19 protein-coding genes and 1 pseudogene are annotated in these 19454 nt (G+C 74.0%); 12 read left to right on the plus strand and 8 right to left on the minus strand.

What is annotated here, in order from left to right:
• The first annotated feature begins 46 nt into the window (after nucleotides 1–46).
• The 3 genes from CLV72_RS15405 to CLV72_RS15415 all read left to right on the plus strand — a co-directional run bounded on the left by CLV72_RS15405 (nucleotide 47) and on the right by CLV72_RS15415 (nucleotide 3040).
• Nucleotides 47–790, plus strand: a complete 744-nt coding sequence (locus CLV72_RS15405) for a class I SAM-dependent methyltransferase (protein ID WP_106246321.1) — start codon at nucleotides 47–49, stop codon at nucleotides 788–790.
• Between the two features lie 64 nt (nucleotides 791–854).
• Complete coding sequence (locus tag CLV72_RS33655) at nucleotides 855–1421, plus strand: ArsR/SmtB family transcription factor (protein WP_106247058.1); 567 nt, start codon at nucleotides 855–857, stop codon at nucleotides 1419–1421.
• A 353-nt stretch (nucleotides 1422–1774) separates the two neighbouring features.
• The gene (locus tag CLV72_RS15415) at nucleotides 1775–3040 is read left to right on the plus strand and encodes an MFS transporter (RefSeq protein WP_106246323.1); all 1266 of its coding nucleotides are present in this window, start codon (nucleotides 1775–1777) and stop codon (nucleotides 3038–3040) included.
• 21 nt (nucleotides 3041–3061) lie between these two features.
• Here the strand turns inward: CLV72_RS15415 and CLV72_RS15420 are convergent, their stop codons facing one another.
• Nucleotides 3062–3523 carry a DUF1801 domain-containing protein gene (locus tag CLV72_RS15420; protein WP_106246325.1) on the minus strand — a complete coding sequence of 154 codons (462 nt, stop codon included), beginning with the start codon at nucleotides 3521–3523 and terminating at the stop codon, nucleotides 3062–3064.
• Between the two features lie 377 nt (nucleotides 3524–3900).
• Between CLV72_RS15420 and CLV72_RS15425 the strand changes: the two genes are divergently transcribed.
• The 6 genes and pseudogenes from CLV72_RS15425 to CLV72_RS15450 all read left to right on the plus strand — a co-directional run bounded on the left by CLV72_RS15425 (nucleotide 3901) and on the right by CLV72_RS15450 (nucleotide 9694).
• Nucleotides 3901–4803, plus strand: coding sequence for a LysR family transcriptional regulator (locus tag CLV72_RS15425; RefSeq protein ID WP_106246328.1), 903 nt, complete (start codon nucleotides 3901–3903; stop codon nucleotides 4801–4803).
• Between the two features lie 36 nt (nucleotides 4804–4839).
• Nucleotides 4840–5031, plus strand: a pseudogene (locus CLV72_RS15430) (mycothiol transferase); the annotation flags it as partial.
• A gap of 229 nt (nucleotides 5032–5260) precedes the next feature.
• Nucleotides 5261–6100 carry a putative protein N(5)-glutamine methyltransferase gene (locus CLV72_RS15435; RefSeq protein WP_106246330.1) on the plus strand — a complete coding sequence of 280 codons (840 nt, stop codon included), beginning with the start codon at nucleotides 5261–5263 and terminating at the stop codon, nucleotides 6098–6100.
• A 235-nt stretch (nucleotides 6101–6335) separates the two neighbouring features.
• The gene (locus CLV72_RS15440; protein ID WP_106246332.1) at nucleotides 6336–7025 is read left to right on the plus strand and encodes a tRNA-dependent cyclodipeptide synthase; all 690 of its coding nucleotides are present in this window, start codon (nucleotides 6336–6338) and stop codon (nucleotides 7023–7025) included.
• A gap of 45 nt (nucleotides 7026–7070) precedes the next feature.
• The gene (locus tag CLV72_RS15445; RefSeq protein WP_106246335.1) at nucleotides 7071–8306 is read left to right on the plus strand and encodes a cytochrome P450, cyclodipeptide synthase-associated; all 1236 of its coding nucleotides are present in this window, start codon (nucleotides 7071–7073) and stop codon (nucleotides 8304–8306) included.
• Entirely contained in the window at nucleotides 8303–9694 is a 1392-nt protein-coding gene (locus CLV72_RS15450) for an MFS transporter (RefSeq protein ID WP_106246337.1), read from the plus strand. The genes CLV72_RS15445 and CLV72_RS15450 overlap by 4 nt, the downstream gene beginning before the upstream one ends.
• A 9-nt stretch (nucleotides 9695–9703) precedes the next feature.
• On the opposite strand, the gene CLV72_RS15455 is transcribed toward CLV72_RS15450, so the two are convergent.
• The 5 genes from CLV72_RS15455 to CLV72_RS15475 all read right to left on the minus strand — a co-directional run bounded on the left by CLV72_RS15455 (nucleotide 9704) and on the right by CLV72_RS15475 (nucleotide 14329).
• Complete coding sequence (locus tag CLV72_RS15455; RefSeq protein WP_106246339.1) at nucleotides 9704–10654, minus strand: sensor histidine kinase; 951 nt, start codon at nucleotides 10652–10654, stop codon at nucleotides 9704–9706.
• Between the two features lie 241 nt (nucleotides 10655–10895).
• Complete coding sequence (locus tag CLV72_RS15460) at nucleotides 10896–11816, minus strand: LLM class flavin-dependent oxidoreductase (RefSeq protein ID WP_106246341.1); 921 nt, start codon at nucleotides 11814–11816, stop codon at nucleotides 10896–10898.
• A gap of 177 nt (nucleotides 11817–11993) precedes the next feature.
• Nucleotides 11994–12467 (minus strand): carboxymuconolactone decarboxylase family protein, encoded by a 474-nt coding sequence (locus CLV72_RS15465; RefSeq protein ID WP_106246343.1) that lies wholly within the window; start codon nucleotides 12465–12467, stop codon nucleotides 11994–11996.
• Nucleotides 12468–12582: 115 nt separating this feature from the next.
• Entirely contained in the window at nucleotides 12583–13569 is a 987-nt protein-coding gene (locus tag CLV72_RS15470; RefSeq protein ID WP_106246345.1) for a BtrH N-terminal domain-containing protein, read from the minus strand.
• A gap of 136 nt (nucleotides 13570–13705) precedes the next feature.
• Nucleotides 13706–14329 (minus strand): MEDS domain-containing protein, encoded by a 624-nt coding sequence (locus tag CLV72_RS15475; protein ID WP_170140992.1) that lies wholly within the window; start codon nucleotides 14327–14329, stop codon nucleotides 13706–13708.
• A 625-nt stretch (nucleotides 14330–14954) separates the two neighbouring features.
• On the opposite strand from CLV72_RS15475, the gene CLV72_RS15480 reads away from it, so the two are divergent.
• Nucleotides 14955–15587 (plus strand): GOLPH3/VPS74 family protein, encoded by a 633-nt coding sequence (locus CLV72_RS15480; protein WP_106246350.1) that lies wholly within the window; start codon nucleotides 14955–14957, stop codon nucleotides 15585–15587.
• Nucleotides 15588–15705: 118 nt separating this feature from the next.
• Here the strand turns inward: CLV72_RS15480 and CLV72_RS15485 are convergent, their stop codons facing one another.
• Nucleotides 15706–16485, minus strand: coding sequence for an SDR family NAD(P)-dependent oxidoreductase (locus CLV72_RS15485; RefSeq protein ID WP_106246352.1), 780 nt, complete (start codon nucleotides 16483–16485; stop codon nucleotides 15706–15708).
• Between the two features lie 270 nt (nucleotides 16486–16755).
• On the opposite strand from CLV72_RS15485, the gene CLV72_RS15490 reads away from it, so the two are divergent.
• Nucleotides 16756–17187, plus strand: coding sequence for an SHOCT-like domain-containing protein (locus CLV72_RS15490; protein ID WP_106246354.1), 432 nt, complete (start codon nucleotides 16756–16758; stop codon nucleotides 17185–17187).
• 112 nt (nucleotides 17188–17299) lie between these two features.
• Nucleotides 17300–18115, plus strand: coding sequence for an alpha/beta hydrolase (locus tag CLV72_RS15495; RefSeq protein WP_106246357.1), 816 nt, complete (start codon nucleotides 17300–17302; stop codon nucleotides 18113–18115).
• 197 nt (nucleotides 18116–18312) lie between these two features.
• Here CLV72_RS15495 and CLV72_RS15500 read toward each other — a convergent pair whose 3' ends face one another.
• Entirely contained in the window at nucleotides 18313–19434 is a 1122-nt protein-coding gene (locus CLV72_RS15500) for an epoxide hydrolase family protein (RefSeq protein ID WP_106246359.1), read from the minus strand.
• Nucleotides 19435–19454 lie beyond the last annotated feature (20 nt).

Consider the following 19454-nt stretch of genomic DNA (forward strand, 5'->3'; position numbering starts at 1 on the left):
GGCGCCCTTGTCCCGGTCCGGTGGGCGCGGCACTACGATCGCGCGGATGAGCAAGGAGTGGACGAACGAGGCGGCCATCCGGCAGTGGGAGTCGGTTCCCCGCGCGGCGCTGGAGGCGTCGGCCGTCGACGGCGACTTCGCCAAGCGGCACCTGGTCAATCCGGTGCTGCTGCGGATGCTGGGCGAGGTGGCCGGCCGTCGGGTGCTGGACGCCGGGAGCGGCGACGGCTACCTGAGCAGGATGCTCGCGGCGCGCGGCGCGCGGGTGGTGGGCGTCGAGCCGGCCGCGAGCATGCTGGGCTTCGCCCGGGAGAAGGAGGCGGATTTGCGCCAGGGCGTGCGCTACGTCCGCGCCGATCTGGCCCGGCTGCCGGATCTGGGCGGCCCGTTCGACGCCGTGGTGTGCAGCATGGTGCTGATGGCGGTCCCCGACTGGCGGAGCGCGATGCGCGGCTGCGTGGCGAGCCTGCGTCCGGGCGGCCTGTTCGTGTTCGCCATCGTGCACCCGGCCTTCGAAGGGCTGTGGCGGTCGTGGCGGGCGCACGGGGAGTACCGCACCCGCCGCTACCTGGCCGAGTACGAGGTGGAGCAGACCTACGCCTCGGACTTCCACCGCCCCGTCTCGGCCTATCTCAACGAGCTGGCCGCGCTCGGCTGCCGGCTGCGCGAGCTGGCCGAACCTGGGCTGGACCCCGGGCTCGCCGCCCGCGCCGAGGCCGAGTCGCCGGGTATCAGCGGCTATGTGGACCTGCCGAACTTCCTGATCGCCGCGGCGGAGGCGCCGGCTTAGGCCCCGCCCCGACGCCCAAAGATCTGTTTGACGGTCGATGGCGGTCCGGGGCATACTGTCCAACATGTCTTTGGGAGATGAGTCCACCGCCGCCGAGGTGACCGCGCGGCTGCGGGCGGTGGCGCACCCCGTGCGGCTGCGGATGCTGTCGCTGCTCACCGGGGCGGCGATGACCGCGGCCGACCTCGCCAGGGAGCTCGACATCAGCCACGCCAACGCCAGCTACCACCTGCGGCAGCTGCACGCGGCCGGGATCGTCACCGCGGCGGGGGAGGAGTCGATCCGCGGCGGGCGCGCCAAGCGCTACCGCTACGACATGGACGAGGCCGACCGCCGCGACCCCGACGGTCCCACCGGCTCGCGCCCGGCCGGCGCCGAGGACGAGTACCCGGCGCTGTACGCCGCCCTGGCCGCCGAGATGCAGCGCCGGGCCGCCCTGGCCGAACCCGCGGCCCGGCACCGCCTCACCGACGCCGAACTGTGGGTGGACCAGGCGACCTGGGACGATGTACGCAAGCGCGTGGACGACGCCGCCCGCGACCTGCACCTGGCCGCCAAGCCCCCGCACACCCCCGGCACCCGCCGCGTCAGCGCCACCATCGCCCTGTTCCCCATGCGCGACACCACCTGAGCGGCAGGCGGCACCCGCCGCGGCGCCGCCCGCACCGCCCCCGCCCCACGACATCCCCCGCCCGCCCAGGGGGGCGGGCCCAACACCATTCTCCCGCCCGGCATGCGCCCGGCGCGAGCCGCCACCGGCGGCCTGTGGACGAACGGCTCCCCACACCGGCGGCCTGTGGACAAGCCCTGAGAAGACATCCCCCGCCCGCCCAAGGGGGGCACCCCTACAACCATTCTCCCGCTCTCGCGTGTGCCGCGGGAGGGCGGGGCGCGGTCCTGTGGACGGGGGCCGCGGCCCATCCACAGATCGGCGGCCGATGCGGACCGGCGGTCGACGATGACGTGAAGTCGAGGTAATGGACGATGGACGGACTGGGCGCGCCGCTGCGCCACCGGGCGTTCGTGCTGCTGTGCGCGGGGCGCTGGGTCAGCATGTTCGGCAACGCCATGGCGCCGATCGCGCTGGCCTTCGCGGTGCTCGACGTGACCGACTCCACCACCGCCCTGGGGGTGGTCGTCGGCGCGGCTTCACTGGCCAAGGTGGTGTTCGTGCTGGTCGGCGGGGTGGTCGCCGACCGGCTGCCGCGCAACCTCGTGCTGGTGGGCTCCAATGTGCTCAGCGCCGCCAGCCAGGGCGCCATCGCGGCCCTGGTCCTCACCGGCACGGCCACCATCCCGCTGCTGACGACCCTCGCCCTGGCCAACGGGATGATGAGCGCCTTCGCGCTGCCGGCGTCCGCGGCCATGGTGCCCCAGACCGTCCCGACCCGGCTGCTCCGCCCCGCCAACGCGCTGATGCGCCTGGGCCTCAGCACCAGCATGGTCATGGGCGCCTCACTCGGCGGCCTGCTGGTCGCCGCCGTCGGACCCGGCTGGGGCCTGGCCGCCGACGCGCTGTGCTTCGCGGCCTCCGGGCTCTGCTTCGCGCTGCTGCGGGTGCCCGCCGTGTCCGCGGCCCGGCCCGGCCGCACCGACGTGCTCGCCGACCTGCGCGACGGCTGGCGCGAGTTCACCTCCCGCACCTGGGTGTGGGTGGTCGTCCTCGGCTTCATGTTCGTCAACGCCGCCTACGCCTCCGTGGTCCACGTCCTCGGCCCCGCCGTCGCCGACGACAGCATCGGCCGCCAGGGCTGGGGCTTCGTCCTGGCCGCGCAGACCGCCGGCATGATCGTCGGTGCGCTGATCGCCACCCGCGTCCGGGTGAACCGCCTGCTGATGCTCGGTGTGGCCTGCATGGCCGGCGAGGCGCTGCTGCCTACCGCCCTCGCCCTGCACCCCGGGCTGCCGCTGCTGATGGCCGCCGCCTTCACCTGCGGCCTGTGCGTCGAGCAGTTCGGCATCGCCTGGGAGGTGGTGCTGCAGAGCAGAGTGCCCCAGCACGCCCTCGCCCGCGTGTACAGCTATGACATGCTGGGTTCCTTCGTCGCCATCCCGCTCGCCCAGCTCAGCATCGGCCCGATCGCCGCGGCCGCCGGCACCGCGCCCACACTGCTCGGCGTCGCCGCGGTCGTGCTCACGGCCACCGCCGGAATGCTGGCCAGCCGCAGCGTCCGCACCCTGGGCACCCCCGCCGCCGCGCCGGCCGACGCGGCCGCCGGCACCGACGGCCGCGTCGGCACCCCCGACTGAGCGCCGAGATGCGGCGCACGGTCAGCCCACGGCCCTCTTGACGAGTTCGGTGAGCGCCTTCTCGGCCTCCTCGCCCAGTTCCGACACCGCGTAGGACGTCGGCCACAGGCCGCTGTCGTCGTCGAGCCCCGCCTCCGGGGTGAACCCGAAGGTCGAGTAGCGCTCCTTGTCGAGATGCCCGCTACGGAAGAAGCACACGATCTTTCCCTTCCTGGCATAGGCCGGCTGCCCGTACCACAGCTTCGGCGACAGCTCCGGGGCGTTGGCGGTGACGATGGCATGGACGCGCTCGGCCGCCGCGCGGTCCGACGCCTCCATCTCCGCGATCTTCGCCAGCACGTCGAGCTCATCGGCGGCCGCCTTGCCGCCGCGACCGCGCTCCGCCTCCTTCTTCAGCTCCGCCGCGCGCCCCCTCATGGCGGCCCGCTCCTCCTCGGAGAAGCCCGCGCCGCTCCCGCTCCTCGTGCCGGTATCCGCACTCATCGCCGTCCCTCTCCTGGTCGTGGTCCGTGGAGTACCTGCGACGCTAGCCGCGCGCACGGACCCGGCGCTTCTTGATTCCGCACCGGTTCCCGCCCCTTTCCCCCAGGTACGGCGCGGCTCACGGACCCGGGCGGCCGTCGAACGGGCCGGAGAAGAGCGGCCGCGGCAGGGGCCCACCGGACCGCGCCGCCCGCGACGGGCGCGCCCCTTCGGCGGGCGGCGGTCGGCACCCGTCCGGCGCCCCCGCCCGGTACACGAGCTCGCGAGGGAGGGCCGGACGGGTTGCCGCCTGGGCCCTGCGACGATCCTCACCGAGCCGTCGACCCCAGTCAATCCTTGGAATTACTCCTGTCAACCAAAGGTGTAGCTTGGGTCTTATGACCCTGGACGACCTGCGCGTGTTCGTCGCCGTGTGCCGGGCCGGCAGCCTCAGCGCCGTGGCCCGCGAGCTCGGCCGCACCCAGTCGGCGGTCAGCCAGCACGTCAAGCGGCTGGAGCGGGAGACCGGCGTGAGCCTGCTGGAGCGGCGGCCGCGCGGGGTCGCGCCCACCGAGGCCGGACGCGTCCTGCGCGACGCCGCCGACGACGGCCTCGCCGGCCTCGACCTCGCACTGCGCCGCCTTGAAGACCTGGCCGACGGGGAGGCGGGCGCCGTCCGCATCATCACCGGCGCGACGACCGTGCGGCACTTCATGGCCGAGGCGATCGCCGCCTTCCGCCGGAGCCACCCCAGGGTCAGCCTGGAGTTCCGGACCGAGACCTCCAGCCGCAACTGCCTCGACGCCCTGGTGGCCGGCGAGCCCGACCTCGCCTGGGTCTCCATCGGGGAACCGGTGCGCGGCGTCGAGCAGCGCCCCGTCGTCGAACTGCCCTGGCTGCTCGCGGTGCGGCCCGACGACCCGCTGGCCTCGCGGCCGCGCATCGAGGCGCCCGAACTCGCGGCGATCCGCCTGGTGCGGCTGCCTCCGAACTCCACCTCCGGCGGGCAGCTGACCGCGGCGCTCGGCGGGCTGGGCGTGCGGGCCGGCTCCGACACCAGCGTCGCCGACTGGGACACCGCCCTGCTGCTGGCCGAACTCGGCCTGGGGCACGCCCTCGTCCCCGCCGTGCCGGACCTCTGGACCTCCGGCGACGGCCGGCCGCTGCGGTTCGTCCCCGTCCCCGGGCTGCCGCCGCTGTCCGTCGGCTGGGCGGCGCGCCGCTGGGACGCGCTCACCCCGCTCGCCCGCACCTTCGCCGACGCCGTCGCCCGCACCTGCACGGAGCGGCCCGACCGGTAGCGGCCGACCCGGTCCCGGCCCTGGTGTGCCGAGTACGACGCGGCCTGCGCCCGCTCGCGCGCCCTCGCGGCGGCGCATCCGATCGACGCCGAGGTGCCGCATCCGCGGACCGGGCGGGCCAAGCAGCGCTGGATCTATGCGCACATGATGAACGAGACCGCCCGGCACGCCGGCCACGCCGACATCCTGCGCGAGCAGCTCGACGGCACGGCGGGCGTCTTCGCATGAAGAGAGGGCGGCCTGCCGCCGCCCTGGCCGCCACGCCCCCGCCACCGGCGGGGCGGCGGGCTCGGATAGGCTGGCGGCCCACGGCAGCGCACGTCCGAGGAGGTGAGACCCATTACCGCCAGCACGACCGGTTCCGCCGGACCTGGACGGGTGCTCTCACCTCACCGCCGCTCGCCTTCGCGCCGGGGATGACCGGGGGAGCGCCCGTCGGCACCCGAAGGGCTCCCTGATGCCGCATCCCGCCCCCCGTCCGTCCCTGTCCGCCTCCGACGAGGCGGCCGTGATCGCCCGGCTGCGCGCCGCCGGCTGCGTCTTCGCCGAAGACGAGGCGCGGCTGCTCATCACGGCGGCCGCCGGCCCCGCCGAACTCACCCGCATGGTGGAGCGGCGGGCCGGCGGGCTGCCGCTGGAACATGTGCTGGGCTGGGCCGAGTTCTGCGGCCTGCGCGTCGCCGTCGACCCCGGCGTGTTCGTTCCCAGGCGCCGCACCGAACTCCTGGCCCGCCACGCCGTCGACCTCGCCCGCCGCGCCGCCGCCCGCGGCGCACCGCCGGTCGCGGTCGACCTGTGCTGCGGCTCGGGCGCGGTGGCCGCGGTACTGGCCGACGCGCTGGACCGCGTCGAACTGCACGCCGCCGACATCGAGCCGGCCGCCGTGCGCTGCGCCCGCCGCAACCTCGGCCAGCGCGGCCGCGTCCACCAGGGCGACCTGTTCGGGCCGCTGCCCGCCGAGCTGCGCGGCCGGGTGGACGTGCTGGTGGCCAACGCCCCCTACGTGCCCACCGGCGCCCTCGCCCTGCTGCCCGCCGAAGCCCGCGTGCACGAGCCCCGGGCGGCACTGGACGGCGGCGCCGACGGCCTGGACGTCCTGCGCCGGGTGGCCGCCCGGGCGCCGGACTGGCTGGCCCCCGGCGGCGTGCTGCTGATGGAGGCCGACGACCGCCAGGCGCCGGTCCTGGCCGACAGCGCCGCCCGGGCCGGACTGGCGCCGGCCGTGGCCCGCTCCGAGGAGCCGCCCGCCACCATCGTCACCGCCACCCGGCCCGCCGGGGGCGCGGGACGCGGCTGACGGGCGCGATCTCCTCGCTTATTTCAAATGCCGAACGGACCTGGTTATTTTCCGAATAGAACGCATGTCGACGTTCGGCCGATTTGTAGTTCATCCCTAAAGGATGATCTACTGAATCGCTGTCACCCTAATACGCGGAACTGCCCTAGACTCCGGAAACGACGCCGCCGCCTCGGCGGGTGAACAGTCGCGTGCCTGGCGACCCGCAGGCAGACCGAGGAAGTTCTCAGCGTATATGGGTGCACAATACTGTCATGCGCAACCCCTCACGGGCAAGTGTGCGGAGATTTATCGGAGGGGAAGGCATGCGCTTATCGGGATCAGTCCGTTCAACAGTAAGTTCTCCACCGAATACCTGATCCTGGTCGCACGGTGGGCGAATGAGACCTTCCGATCATTCGACTTCCTGCTCGCCGGCGACGAGGCGGCGCTCCTGCTGGAGGCGACGGGGACCCCGGCCGGGCGGGCCCGCTACAAGTCCCGCAAGGCGGTGCGCCGGAATCTGCGCTCGGTGCAGGACGCGCTGGCCCACCTGGGTCGTCCCGCCCGGGCCCGGATACTCAACATCGCCGACTTCACCGGTCACGAGGTGTACGCGATGGCGCGGAAGGAGGGCGCCGCGGCCTTCGCCGCCGACCCGGAGTTCCGGGCGGCGTGCCTGGAGATGGTGGACAAGGCCGTACGGGGCCGGATGCGGACGGTCGACGTCGCCGGCTCCGCCGCGGTACCGGAGCAGCTGGAAAGGGCGGTCGAATACGTACTCGCCGAACTGCCGTTCCTCACGAGGGGTCCAGAGGTGGTCGGAGTCGAGGAGTTCGTCGTGGTCTACCACCAGTCGTGGCCGCTGTACGAGCGGATACTCGCGGGTGAATTCCCGCTTACCGTGCATCCGGCGCAGGGGTACGTCAACCTGGACCAGCCGTAATCCGATTCCCGTTACCGGCACCCGACACTTGTGAGAAGGGCTGAAATGACGCTGACCGCATCCGAGTTCAGTGTTCTCGACGAGAGCTTCCACGACGATCCCTATCGATTCTTCGCGGAGATGCGGGAATCGCGCCCGGTGCACTACGAGCCCGCAATCGACAGCTATTTCGTCACCCGGCACCGCGACGTCAAGGCGATCCTCACCGACGATGAGACCTTCACCACGGCCCCATTGCAGGTACGGGCGGAGCCCGTCATGCGCGGGCCGGTGCTGGCGCAGATGACCGGCGCCGAGCACTCCGCGAAGCGCAAGATCGTGGTGCGCGGATTCGCAGGGCGGGTGCTGGCCAAACAGGCCGAGATGATCCGCGCGAACGCCCGCGAGCTCATCGAGCCCTTCCTGCCGACCGGGCGGGTCGACATCGTCAACGACTTCGGCAAGCAGTTCGCCGTCTACGTGACGCTCGACGTCCTGGGCCTGGACAAGCGCGACTGGAGGCAGGTCGCGCAGTGGCACAGCGCCGTCGCCGAGTACGTGACCACCATCATCCTGCCCGAGGACCGCCGCCGGCACGGCCTGCACTGCGCCGAGGAACTGGAGCGCTACCTGCTGCCCATCATCGAGGAGCGGCGCGCCGACCCCGGCGACGACCTCATCTCACGGCTGTGCACCGCCGAGTACGAGGGCATCGCGATGAGCACCCGCGATGTCACGGCGCTGATCATGAACGTGCTGGCGGCGGCGACCGAGCCGACCGACAAGACCCTCGCCCAGCTGTTCCGGCACCTCATCGACCACCCCGACCAGCTGGCGCAGGTTCTCGAGGACCCCGCGCTGGTCCCGGCCGCCATCGCCGAGACCATGCGCCACACCCCGCCCGTCCACCTCATCCCCAGGCAGCCCTGGCGCCCCGTGGAGGTCGCCGACACCCCGATCCCGGCCGGGAAGACCGTGTTCTGCATGATCGGCTCGGCCAACCGCGACCCCGACGCCTTCGCCGACCCCGACACCTTCGACATCCACCGCCCCGACCTCGGCACGGCCCGCTCGTTCACCGCCGCCGCCCACCACATGGCCTTCGGCACCGGCCTGCACCAGTGCGTCGGCGCGGCCTTCGCCAAGGTCGAGATCGAGACGGCCGCCGAAGTGCTGCTCGGCGCGATGCGCGACCCGCGCTACGGCGAGGACTTCCAGTACCGGGAGGAGGGGCTGTACACCAGGGGCCCGGTGGCGCTGCCGATCAGGTTCACCCCGGTGCCCGCCCCCGCTCCGGCGTGAGCGGGCCGAGCGCGGCGACCGGGGCGCCCCGCACCGAAGACCTCGACGGCGCCACCCGCCGCCTGATCGCGGTACTGGTGTGCGGCGCCGTCGTCCCGCTGCTGGACACCGTCGTCGCGGCGATCATGGTGGAGGAGCTGTCCGGTGCGCTGGCCGTGCCGGTGTCGCAGGCGCAGTGGGTGCTCACCGGCTACGCGCTCGCCTGCGTGGTGAGCCTGCCGGTGACGGGCTGGGCGACGCGGCGGCTGGGGGCCAGGAGGCTGTGGCTGGCCGCCCTCGCGCTGTGCCTGTGCGGCGCCGTCGGCGGCGCGGCCGCCTGGGACCTGCCGTCCCTGGTGGCCTGGCGGGTCGTCCAGGGGGTCGGCGGCGGCCTCTCGCTGCCCGTGACGCAGACGCTCCTGCTCGCGGGCACGGCGCGGTCGCAGGCCCCGCGGCTCATGGCCGCCATCGCCGTGCCCGCGGTGGTGGTGCCCATCGCGGGCCCCGCCGTCACCGGGCTGGTGCTCGACGCGCTGGGCTGGCGCTGGAGCTTGCTGCTGAGCGCCCCCTTCTGCGTGGCCGCGCTCCTCCTGGGGCTGCGCCTGCTGCCGCGCGACCAGCGTGCCGACGATCCGCCTCGCCTGGACGCGCCGGGCTTCCTGCTGCTGTCGGGCGGCCTGGTGCTGACGGTCTTCGGCCTGGCCCAGGCCGCGGACGGCGCGCGGCCGCCGGCGGCCGCGGCCGTGCCGGTGGCCGCCGGCGCGCTGCTGGTCGCCGCCTTCGCGGTGCGCGCGGTCGCGGCCGGACCGGCCCTCGTCGACGTGCGGCTGTTCGCGTCCGCCCGGTTCAGCGGCGCCTGGGGCACGCTGCTGGTGACCAGTGCGGTGTTCTACGCCGGGCTGATCGTGCTGCCGCTGTACCTCCAGGGGGACCGCTCCTACACACTGCCGCAGGTCGGTTGGGCGCTGGCGGTGCAGGGGACCGGGGCGCTCGCCGCGCGCTGGGCGGCCGGCCGGCTGACGGCGCGCTTCGGCACGCGCGCCATCGCGATCGCGGGCCTGCTGCTGGGCGCGGCCGGCACGGTGCCCTTCGCGCTGGACGCCCTCACCGGCCACTCCTGGGTGGTGGTGCTCGCGCTGCTGGTGCGCGGCGCCGGCTTCGGGGCCGTCACCATCCTGGCGATGGCCGCCTGCTACCACGGGGTCGCCGACGATCAGCTCCCGCACGCCAGCACCCTGAGCCGTGTCGCCACCCAGCTCGGCGCCGCCCTCGGCCCGGTGCTGGCCGCCGCCCTGGCCGCCGGCGCGCCGCCGCACTACGCGCCCGCGCTGTGGGCCTGCACCGCCGTCACCGCGGCCGCGGTGCTCCCCGCCCTGCTGCTGCCGCGCACCGCGCCGCAGGCGGGTTAGGCGGCGGGCTCAGTCCGCGGCGATGTGGATCTGGATGGTGGTGCCCCGGGCGTCGGCGTGCAGGCGCACCAGGTCGCACAGGTGGTGCACCAGCAGCAGGCCGCGACCGCGGGGCCGGGTGGGCGGCGGTGGGATGCGGCCCGCGAGCGGATCGGCGAAGCGGCCGCCGTCGCGCACCTCGCACACCAGGCCGCCGCCGTCCCGCCACAGCCGCAGGGTGCCGCCGCCTCCGGCGTGCTCCACACTGTTGGCGGCCAGCTCGCTGACGGCCAGGACGAGGTCGTCGATCCGGTCGCCGGATATTCCCCACCGCTCGGCCCGCGAGGTTACCAGCCGGCGCAGCTCCGGCAGGTCGTCGCGGGCGAAGTCCAGCACCGTCGGCGCGCTGGAGGGCTCCGGCAGCGGCAGGTTGAAGGCGGCGAGCACCTCCTCGGGGCCCTGGTAGGCGGCGGTGCGGGTCTCCGGGAGCGCGTTCACGACGTCGGGGTGGGTGCGGTGCGCGTCGGCCAGCACCCGCCTAGGCAGCCGGCCGGCGTCGTAGGGGCACAGCACCGTGGCGGGACGGTCGGCGAAGGCCCGGTTGACCAGCGCCTCGTACTGCACGCACGCGGGGTACTCGCGCTCGGGGCGCCCGGCCCACACGGGTTCGCCGACGATCCTGGGGCGGCCGCACGCGGCGGCGCCGGTGATGAAGTCGTGCAGCAGCCAGGGGATGATCCGGCCGGGGTTGCGCCCGGCCAGCGCCATGTCGACCAGGGTCACGCGCTTGGCGTCGCCGCCCAGCGCGGCCTGGACCATGTCGAGCCTAGGGCCGGGCACCGCGACCAGCACCGGATCGCCGGCGGCCAGCCCGGCCCGCACGAAGGGCAGCACGGCGTCGGTGTACTGGCGGGCGCCGGAGTAGAAGACGGCCCGGTGCGTGAACGGGCCGGTGGTGGCGGGCCGCGCGAGGGCGGGCATCGGACCACGACCTTCCACGGTCATGCCGGAGAGCGCTGCGACGGGGAGGGCCGGAGCACCTGGACGGGTGGGGAACGGCGCCGCGGACCCACCTGCCGGCGAGAGGGTCACCAGCGGCCGTGCCCAGTATCGCGGCGGCGCCGCCGCCCGTGGAGGAAAATTCCGCCAGACCGGCCGCAAGCGGCCACCGGCGTCTGCGGCGGCGATCCGTGCGTCTCGGGGGGCGGGCGCGGCGCCCTGGTCACAGGTGCGAGCGCGCCTCGGCGATCAGGTCCAGCTGGCGCATGAAGTCGCGGCCGTCGATGGCCAGGCCGATCTCGTCGACGCCGGCCTCGGCGTAGGCGGCGAGGCGGTCGGCCGCCTCCCGGGGGCCGCCGGTCACGGTGACCTGGGCGGTCTGCTCCGGCGTCATCTGGAAGAAGCCGGCCAGCCGTCCGAACACGGCGTCGCGGTCGGCCGTGTCGGCGGGGTCCTCGCCCAGCACGGCGTGCAGGCCGATGTGGATGCGCGGGGCGGGACGGCCGTACTCGGCCGCGAGCGCGCGCAGCCGCTCCGCCGCCTCGGCGAGCTCGGCCGTGGTCAGCGCCGAGGGGAGCCACCCGTCGCCGTAGGCGGCGGTGCGGCGCAGGGCGGGCTCGGTGGCGCCGCCGCCGATGAGGATCGGCGGCACCGCGGCGCCGGGGGCCAGGGTGACCGACGGTCGCCCGGGGGCGTCCGGCAGGACGGTCGGCTCGCCCGCGATCAGTCCGGGCAGCACCCGGAGCGCGGCGTCGGCCAGCCGTCCGCGGCCGGTCGCCGGGGCGCCCACCGCCTGCCAGAACGGCGAGCCGGGGAAGCCGCCGATGCCCACCCCGAGCCGGACCCGGCCGCCCGACAGGTGCTGCAGCGTCTGGATCTGCGCGGCGAGCATGGCCACCGGACGCGTCGGCAGCGACAGCACGCCGAACTCCAGGGCGACCCGCTCGGTGGCGGCGGCGACGGCCGACAGCACCACAATGCTGTCGAGCGCGGCCGTCCCGTCCCCGATCAGCACGTCGGGCGCGCCGACCGAGTCCATCCCGAGGGCCTCGGCGCGCCGGGCGGCGGCGACCACACCCGCCGCGCCCAGGTGCCGAGCCTCATCCATCGTGGGCAGGCCGATGCCGATCCTGACGGCGTCCACGCCGGTCTCCCTCCCGCTGCGCTGCCGGCGCCGTGCGGCACCGGTCACCGACCAGGATCGAACCGCGAGTGGACTTGAGGTCAAGCCGGACCGGGACGCCCCGGGCGCCGGCGAGGCGCCCGGGGCGGGTGGTGTCGCGGCCCCCGGGCGCGACAGCGGTCCCGGCCGGCTGCCCCGTCAGCCGAACTGGCCGGGCCGGTAGTCGCCGGCGGGCTGCTGGATCATCACATTGGCGCGGTTGAAGGCGTTGATGAGGGCGATCGCGCACACGAGCGCGGCCAGCTGCTCCTCGTCGTAGTGCTTGGCCGCGTTCGCCCACGCCTCGTCGCTGACCCCGCCGGCCGCGTCGGCGATGCGGGTGCCCTGCTCGGTCAGCTCCAGCGCGGCCCGCTCGGCCTCGGTGAAGACGGTCGCCTCGCGCCAGGCCGCGACCAGGTTGAGGCGTTCCGGGTTCTCTCCGGCGGCCACGGCGTCTTTGAAGTGCATGTCGGTGCAGAAGCCGCAGCCGTTGATCTGGCTGGCGCGGAGGTGGACCAGTTCCTGGGTCGCGACCGGCAGCCCCGACTCCTTGAGGACCTTGCCCGCCCCGATGATGTGCTTGAAGACCTTGCCCATGGTGGGGCTGGCGAAGGCGTTCAGACGGGTGCTCATGGCGATCTCCTCTGCCCTTGTGGGTTGCTTGCACAGGTAGGACCGCGCAGCCCGGCAGGGTGTGACAGGCGGGCCTGTGGCCTGGGTCTCAGCCGCGCGTGGCGGCGGCCACAGATCAGCCCAGCCGGCTGAGCGCCGACATGGCCTCGCGCTCGACGCGCGAGAGCTCGGTGAGGACGGCGCCCGCCCGGGCGAGGCTCTGCGCGTCGCCCGACTCGCCGGCCGCCGCGATCAGTGCCGCCGCCTCCGTCCACAAGGCGGCCGCCTCCCCGTACAGCCGGTGGCCGGTGCGCAGGTGGGGGCTGTCGAGCAGCTGGGTGCACTCGGCGAGGAAGTCGCGGTAGATGCGGCGGAACAGGGCGCCGCCGGTACCGGCCTGCTCCATCAGCAGGGCGGCCTGCGGCAGGTCGCGCCCCGGGTGGTCGGTGCGCTGCAGCCAGGTGGGCACCAGCCTGCCCGCCTTCTCGATGCCCCGGTGGCCGAGGTTGGCGATCGGCGGGGCGAGGAAGGCGGCGGCGCAGGCGGTGATGGCGGGCACGATCCGCTCACGTGGCGCGGGCGGCTTCGCCGGGGCGGTGAGGGTGAAGGAGCGGTGCCGGGCGGTCATCGGCCCGCGCGCCGCCCGGGCCGCAGCCAGCCCGGCCAGGCTGGTGGACACCGCGCCGCCCTGCCCGGCGGTGTCCACCAGGAAGGCGCGTTCGTCGTCGTAGCCGTACATCGCGACGACATGTCCGCCGAAGTGCACCTTGGACCCGAAGTAGTCCAGGTGGTAGCTGTCGAGCTGCAGCCCGACCGGGTGTCCGGAGTCGATGGGGGCCGCGATGTCCTGCCAGGCCCGGCGGGGCGAGCTGGTCTCCTTGACCACGAGCTCCAGCCCGAGGGCGGCGGCGAGGTTCCGGGTCAGCTCGAAGGGCTTGACCCGGCCTCCGAGGAAGGGGAAGTCCAGGTTCTTGCCGTCCCAGTAGATGAAGGACAGGCCGGAGCCCAGGCCGAAGATCATCGGCTCGGACAGGTCGATGCCCTGGTGCCGCAGCAGCACCCCCAGAGCCGTCGTCTCGCAGTGCTGCGTGTCGCGGACCTCGATGCCCGTCACCGTCGCCATGCCGCGCCCTTCTGACCGGGGATGACCAGCGGGGTCATCGGTTCGTCGTCTCGCACGCCACTATGGTGGACCCTCCCACGGTCGGAGAGTCCAAAGCCGGGTGGTCAGGCTCGTGGCGCGGCCGCGGCGCGGAGCGCTAGCCGTCGACCATGGTCGGATCGGCGGGCCCGAGGTGGTGGTGGGCGATGACGCGCAGGTCGGTGGCGGTGAATACGCGCTGGTCGTACTGGCAGAGCACGGTCGCGTCGTCGGCCGCGGCGATCTGGGCGAGGCGGGCCTCGTGGCCCGCGACGGCCTCTGGCGGGAACCCGGCGTCGGCGGCCCAGGCCATGTCGGCGGTGAGCCGCAGCCCGGCACGGCCCGCGGCGCGCGCTTCGGCGCCCCAGGCGGACACGGCGGCGGTCAGCAGGTCGGGCTCGGGACGACCGGCCGCCAGCAGGACCTGGTCGGCGGCCGCGATCAGCAGTCGGCCGTCGGCCACGGAGGCTTCGGTGTCGATCCCGCGAGCGGCCAGCCCGGCCTCGACGGCCAGCGGCAGCAGCGAATGCGTGATGTAGACGACCATGCGGTTCCGGCGCAGTCCTCCGGAGACGAACGCGGCCATCGCCGCGAGCCGTCGGGTGTCGTCGTCGAAGAAGTGGCAGACGTGGTCGCCCGGACGCAGCGGCACGGGGTGGTCGAGCGGGGCGCCGACGCCGCTCGCCGCCAGGGGAGTGCCGCCGGGCAGGCCGAAACCGACCTCGGAAATCGGATCTCGCATCATCGTCCTTCGGCGGCGGCCGAACGGCCGGACCCACCGGGTTGAACGGGGACCGGGGCGCCACTCTGCTGGACACCCGCCGGTCGTGGCGCGCGAGAGACGGATTGCTCGGGGAATCGGCTCGCGAGTGCGCCCATGTATGCATGGAACGCTACCAGGTGCGCCACGATCAAGGGCGTTTCGCGCGGCTGACGCGCTGGAGCGCCACCCGCGGTGACGGGGCGTGCCCGCGCCGTCAGACGCGGGCCCGGAGAAGGGGTGTGGGCGGGGCGCCGGTGGGGGCGCGCCCGCCCACGGGTGCCGTCCCCGCAGGGTGGGGCGGGGACGGCTGGAAAATGGTCTGAGGACCGGTGTGGCGGTCGCCTCTCGGCGAGTGGCGCGCCGCGGCTCCAGCCTGGCGGTATTCCGCGGCGGCGATTATTGGTGAGGCCCGGGGACCCAGACCACACCGGCCGTTCAGTAGAGCAACGGCGAGGGCCGGATCATTCCCTGCTTCGTCTGCTTTTGTCCGGGGCCCGCGTGCGAGCACGGCCGAGCATGCGAGCCCTGGACCGCACGACCCCCGGCGCCGGCCCCGGTCCCGACGGCGCCGATCCACTCTGACGGGCGGCTGCGAAGGAGTCCGATGGACCTGACCCTCCCCGAGCGGCTGTATCTGCTCTGCTGCGACCTGGACAGACAGCGCTTCGACCCCACCAGCTCCCTCTACCGGGACAAGCTGCTGCGCGCCGCCGCCCTGGCGGAGCTGACCATCCAGGGCCTGCTCACCGACCGCAAGGGCAAGGCCGCCCGCTCCGGCGGGCCCGGTCCCCAGGACCCCGTGCTGGCCCAGGTACTGGCCGATGTGCCCCCGGACAAGCCGCGCAGCTGGACCAGCGTCGTGCTGCGCGAGCAGGGCAGGACCGAGACGGCCGTGCGCACCCGGCTGGCCGAGGCGGGCGTGATCACGGTGGAGCGCCGCCGCCTGCTCGGCCTGATCCCGATCCGCAAGGTCACCCCCAGGCATCCCGACCAGGTCCGCCTGCTGCGCGAGCAGGTGCGCCGCACGGCCTTCGACGGCCTGCCGGAGTCGGCGTCGATCGAGAGCGTGTGCCTGGCGGCGATCGCCGCCGAGGGCGACGTGGCGAGCGTCTTCACCCCGCGCGAGTGCCGGAACCACAAGACCGCGGTCAAGGCGGTCAAGGCTCACTTCGACGCGGCCGTCCCCGGCGTGCGCAAGGCGGTGCTCGCGGCCGTCGCGCACGGCCGATCGTCCTGAGGCCGGGCCCATGCCGCCGCGCGTCCGCCCGGCGAACGTCACCGCGGTGCGCGGCGCGCTGTGGCTTCGTCGCCGACGCGACGGTGCCGCCGCCACGGCCGGCAGCCGGGGCACGCGGTCAGTGCGCGGAGAAGCCGCCGTCCACGAACAGGTTCTGGCCGGTGACGTAGTCGGCCGCGCTGCTCGCCAGGAAGACGACCGGGCCGCGGAAGTCGGCGGTCTCGCCGTTGCGGCCGGTGAGGGTGCGCGCGGCCAGCCGCTCGGCCGTGCCGGGGTCGGCGAACAGCCGCTCGTTGAGCGGGGTGGCGACGACGCCGGGGGAGACGCAGTTGCAGGCGACGCCGTGCGGCGACCACGCCTCGGCCTGTGAACGGGTCAGCGCGACCAGGCCCGACTTGGCGGCACCGTAGGCGCCGCTGTCGCTGAACGCGCGGAAGGCCTGCTGGGACGCGATGTTGATGATCCGCCCCCAGCCGCGTGCGGCCATCCGCGGGCCGAAGTGCTGCCCGAGCAGGAACGGGGCATCGAGGTTCACCGCCATGGTGCGGTCCCACTGCTCCTCGGTCAGCTCCGCCAGCGGCGGGCGGATGTTCACGGCCCCGCAGTTCACCAGGATGTCGATCTCGCCGAAGGGCTCGGCGGCCCGCTCGGCCAGCCGACGCACCTGCGCCCGCTCGCCCAGGTCGGCCGGGACGGCCGCCGCCGACAGGCCCGCGCCGGTCAGCTCGGCGACGGTGGCGGCCAGGTTCGCCTCGTTGCGGGCGCTGACCACCACGCTCGCCCCCGCCCCGGCCAGCGCCCCGGCGATCGCCCGCCCGATACCGGAGTTCCCGCCGGTCACCAGGGCGGCGCGGTCGCGCAGCGAGAACAAATCGGCGAGGTAGTCGGCGGTGCTCATGGGACAGGACTCTACGGCCTCGGCCCGCTGTCCCCGACCCCGCCGCGAGGTGGCGGAGGTGGGAACGACGGAGGCTGATACTTCACATCGTTGAAGTGAAAATGAGAGATCTCAAGTTTCAAGCTTTGACTTCTTAAGAAAATGAAGCTACTAATGAAGGTGTCGTTGAGGGTGGAGCCGAGGGGCCGCCCCCGGCAGCCCGATCGGGCGCGCGGAGAGCCGTACGGCCCTCCCCGTCAGCGCCGGACGAGACAGAGGAGACGCACCGCCATGAACGAGCAGCGCCGCCAGATCCTGCAGATGCTCCCCGAGGGCCGGATCAGCGCCGAGGAGGCCGAGCGGCTGATCGACGCGCTCGACCGGGAAGGGCCCGACTCGCCGCCGCACGCCCCGTCCGCCCCGCCACTCCGCCCTACCTACCTGCGCGTGGTGGTGATCTCGGTGGACGGCATCGACGCCGAGGAGCCGACCCGGGTCGACGTCCGGGTCCCCCTCCGCCTGCTGCGCGCCGGGGTCCGCCTCACCGCTCTCGTCCCGCCGCAGGCCCTCACCAAGGTCAACGCGGAGCTGCGCAGGTCAGGGGTGCCGATCGACCTCACCGAACTCAGGCCGGAGCACATCGAGGAGCTCATCGAGCAGCTCGACGGGCTCACCGTCGACGTCGACGACCCCGACACCAAGGTGCGGATCTACTGCGAGTGACGCCCCAGAGCAGTCAAACCCCGGCTCGCGGCCCGGCCGGTGACGGCGGGAAGCCGGACCCGGCGTCCGGACGGCCGCGAACGAAGCCCCCGAGCGGATCGGTGAGAAGTACATGACGAACAGCACGTCCTCGACCGGGCCGACGTGGACCGGCATGGTGCCGGTCGACGACACGGCCCTGGCCGCCACCGACACCGGCGGCCCCGGCGTCCCCGTGGTCTACCTCAACGGCCAGTTCGCCACCCAGGGCTACTGGCGGCGGGTCATCGCCGACCTCGGCACGGAGTGGCGCCACATCACCTACGACGAGCGGGCCCGCGGCAGGAGGTCGAAGCGCTCGGCCGACTACTCCTTCGAGGCCGCGGTCCGCGACGTCGACGCCGTCCTCGCCGCCCGCGGCGTGCACCGGGCGCTGGTGGTGGGCTGGTCCTACGGCGCCTTCGTCGCGGCGCACTGGGCCGCCCGCAACCCCGACCGCACCGTGGGCGCGGTCCTGGTCGACGGCGCCCAGCCGTACGACTGGCTCGACGACGCCATGGAGCAGCACATCCGCAAGCTGTTCCGGCGGATGGGCTGGTTCATGCCGCTGCTGCGCCCGACGGGCCTGGTCCCGAGGATGAACCCCGAGGAGATGGCGAACAGCAACATCGAGCTGGGCAGGCTCGCCCGCGCCCGCGAGCTGGGCCCCGTCCTGGACGGCATCACCGTCCCCACCCGGCATGTGGTCGCCTCGGGCTCGTCCTTCGGCAGCAGCGGCGACGGGCAGGAGCTGATCCGCACCAGCCTGGCCGGGGTGACCGAGCGCAACCCGAACATCAAGATCTACGCGAAGGTCCCCAGCAACCACGGCGCGATCCTGCGCAAGGACTTCCGCGCCGTCGCCGGGGCCGTGCGCGAGGTCGCCGCACTCGACGGCGGGGAGCGCTGACGACGGCCCGCGTCGGCGCCGTGCGGCCCGGTACCTTCCCCGGGTGGCCTCAGACCGGGGCCGACTGCGGGCCGGCCATGCCCTGTCGGCCGGGTAGGTGGAGCCGGCGGGCGACTCCGCCGGGCTGGTCGGCCCGCACGGCGGGATGCCGCGCCGGGTGCGGCCGGGCGGCTGAGCCGCCCGGCCGGCGCCGGGCTCTAACGCAGACTGCGGAAGAAGCCGCGGATGTCGTCCACCAGCACCTCGGGCACCTCGTGCGCGGCGAAGTGGCCGCCCACGTCGTAGACGTTCCAGGACCGGATGTCGCGGTGGTCGCGCTCGGCGAAGGGCCGGATGGACTGGAAGTCATTGGCGAAGTTCGCCAGCCCCAGCGGCACCGTCGTCGGCTCCGCGGGGTGCTCGGCGTGCGCGTCCTCGTAGTACAGCCGCGCCGAGGACGCCGAGGTGTTGGTGAGCCAGTAGATCATCACGTTGGTCAGCACGTAGTCCAGGCTCAGTGTCTCGCCGAGCAGCTGGGCGTTCCAGGCGAGCTGCCCGACGGGGGAGTCGGCGAGCGCGTGGGCGAGGGTCTGCGGCGCCTGCGACTGGAGCCGGTCGTAGCCGCCCACGTTCTCGTAGAACCACTGGAGGAACTTCACCTTGGCCAGGTCCTCCTCGCCCAGCTTCTCCAGCTCGGCCGGGTCGCCGGACGGGAAGGAGAACACCTGGGTGACGTGCACGCCGATGACGTGCTCGGGGTCGAACCGGCCCACCTCGGGGGAGATGAGCGAGCCGCCGTCGTTGCCGTGCGCGCCGTAGCGCCGGTAGCCCAGGCGGCGCATCAGCTCGGCCCAGGCGCGGGCGATCCGGTAGCGGTTCCAGCCCTTCTCGCCGGTCGGGCCGGAGTAGCCGAAGCCGGGGACGGACGGGATGACCAGGTGGAAGGCGTCGGCCGGGTCGCCGCCGTGGGCGCGCGGGTCGCTGAGCGGGCCGATCACGTCCAGGTACTCGGCGACCGTGGTGGGCCAGCCGTGCGTGAGCACCAGCGGCACCGCGTCGGGCTCGGGGGAGCGGACGTGCAGGAAGTGCACGTTCTGGCCGTCGATCTCGGTGGTGAACTGCGGGTACGCGTTCAGCCGCGCTTCGGCGGCCCGCCAGTCGAAGCCGTTCTTCCAGTGGTCCAGCAGCCGGTGCACGTACTCCAGGGAGACCCCGTACTCGGCGCCGACACCCGGCAGCTCGCCGGTGTGCCGGGTGCGGTCCAGGCGGTCGCGCAGGTCGGCGAGTTCGGCCTCGGAGGTCTCGATGCGGAAGGGACGGATGTCGTCGTTGTTCGTCATGTCCCCGACAATAGGAAGGC

Origin of the sequence: Allonocardiopsis opalescens (genome assembly GCF_003002095.1) — a bacterium.
GTDB lineage: Bacteria > Actinomycetota > Actinomycetes > Streptosporangiales > Streptosporangiaceae > Allonocardiopsis > Allonocardiopsis opalescens.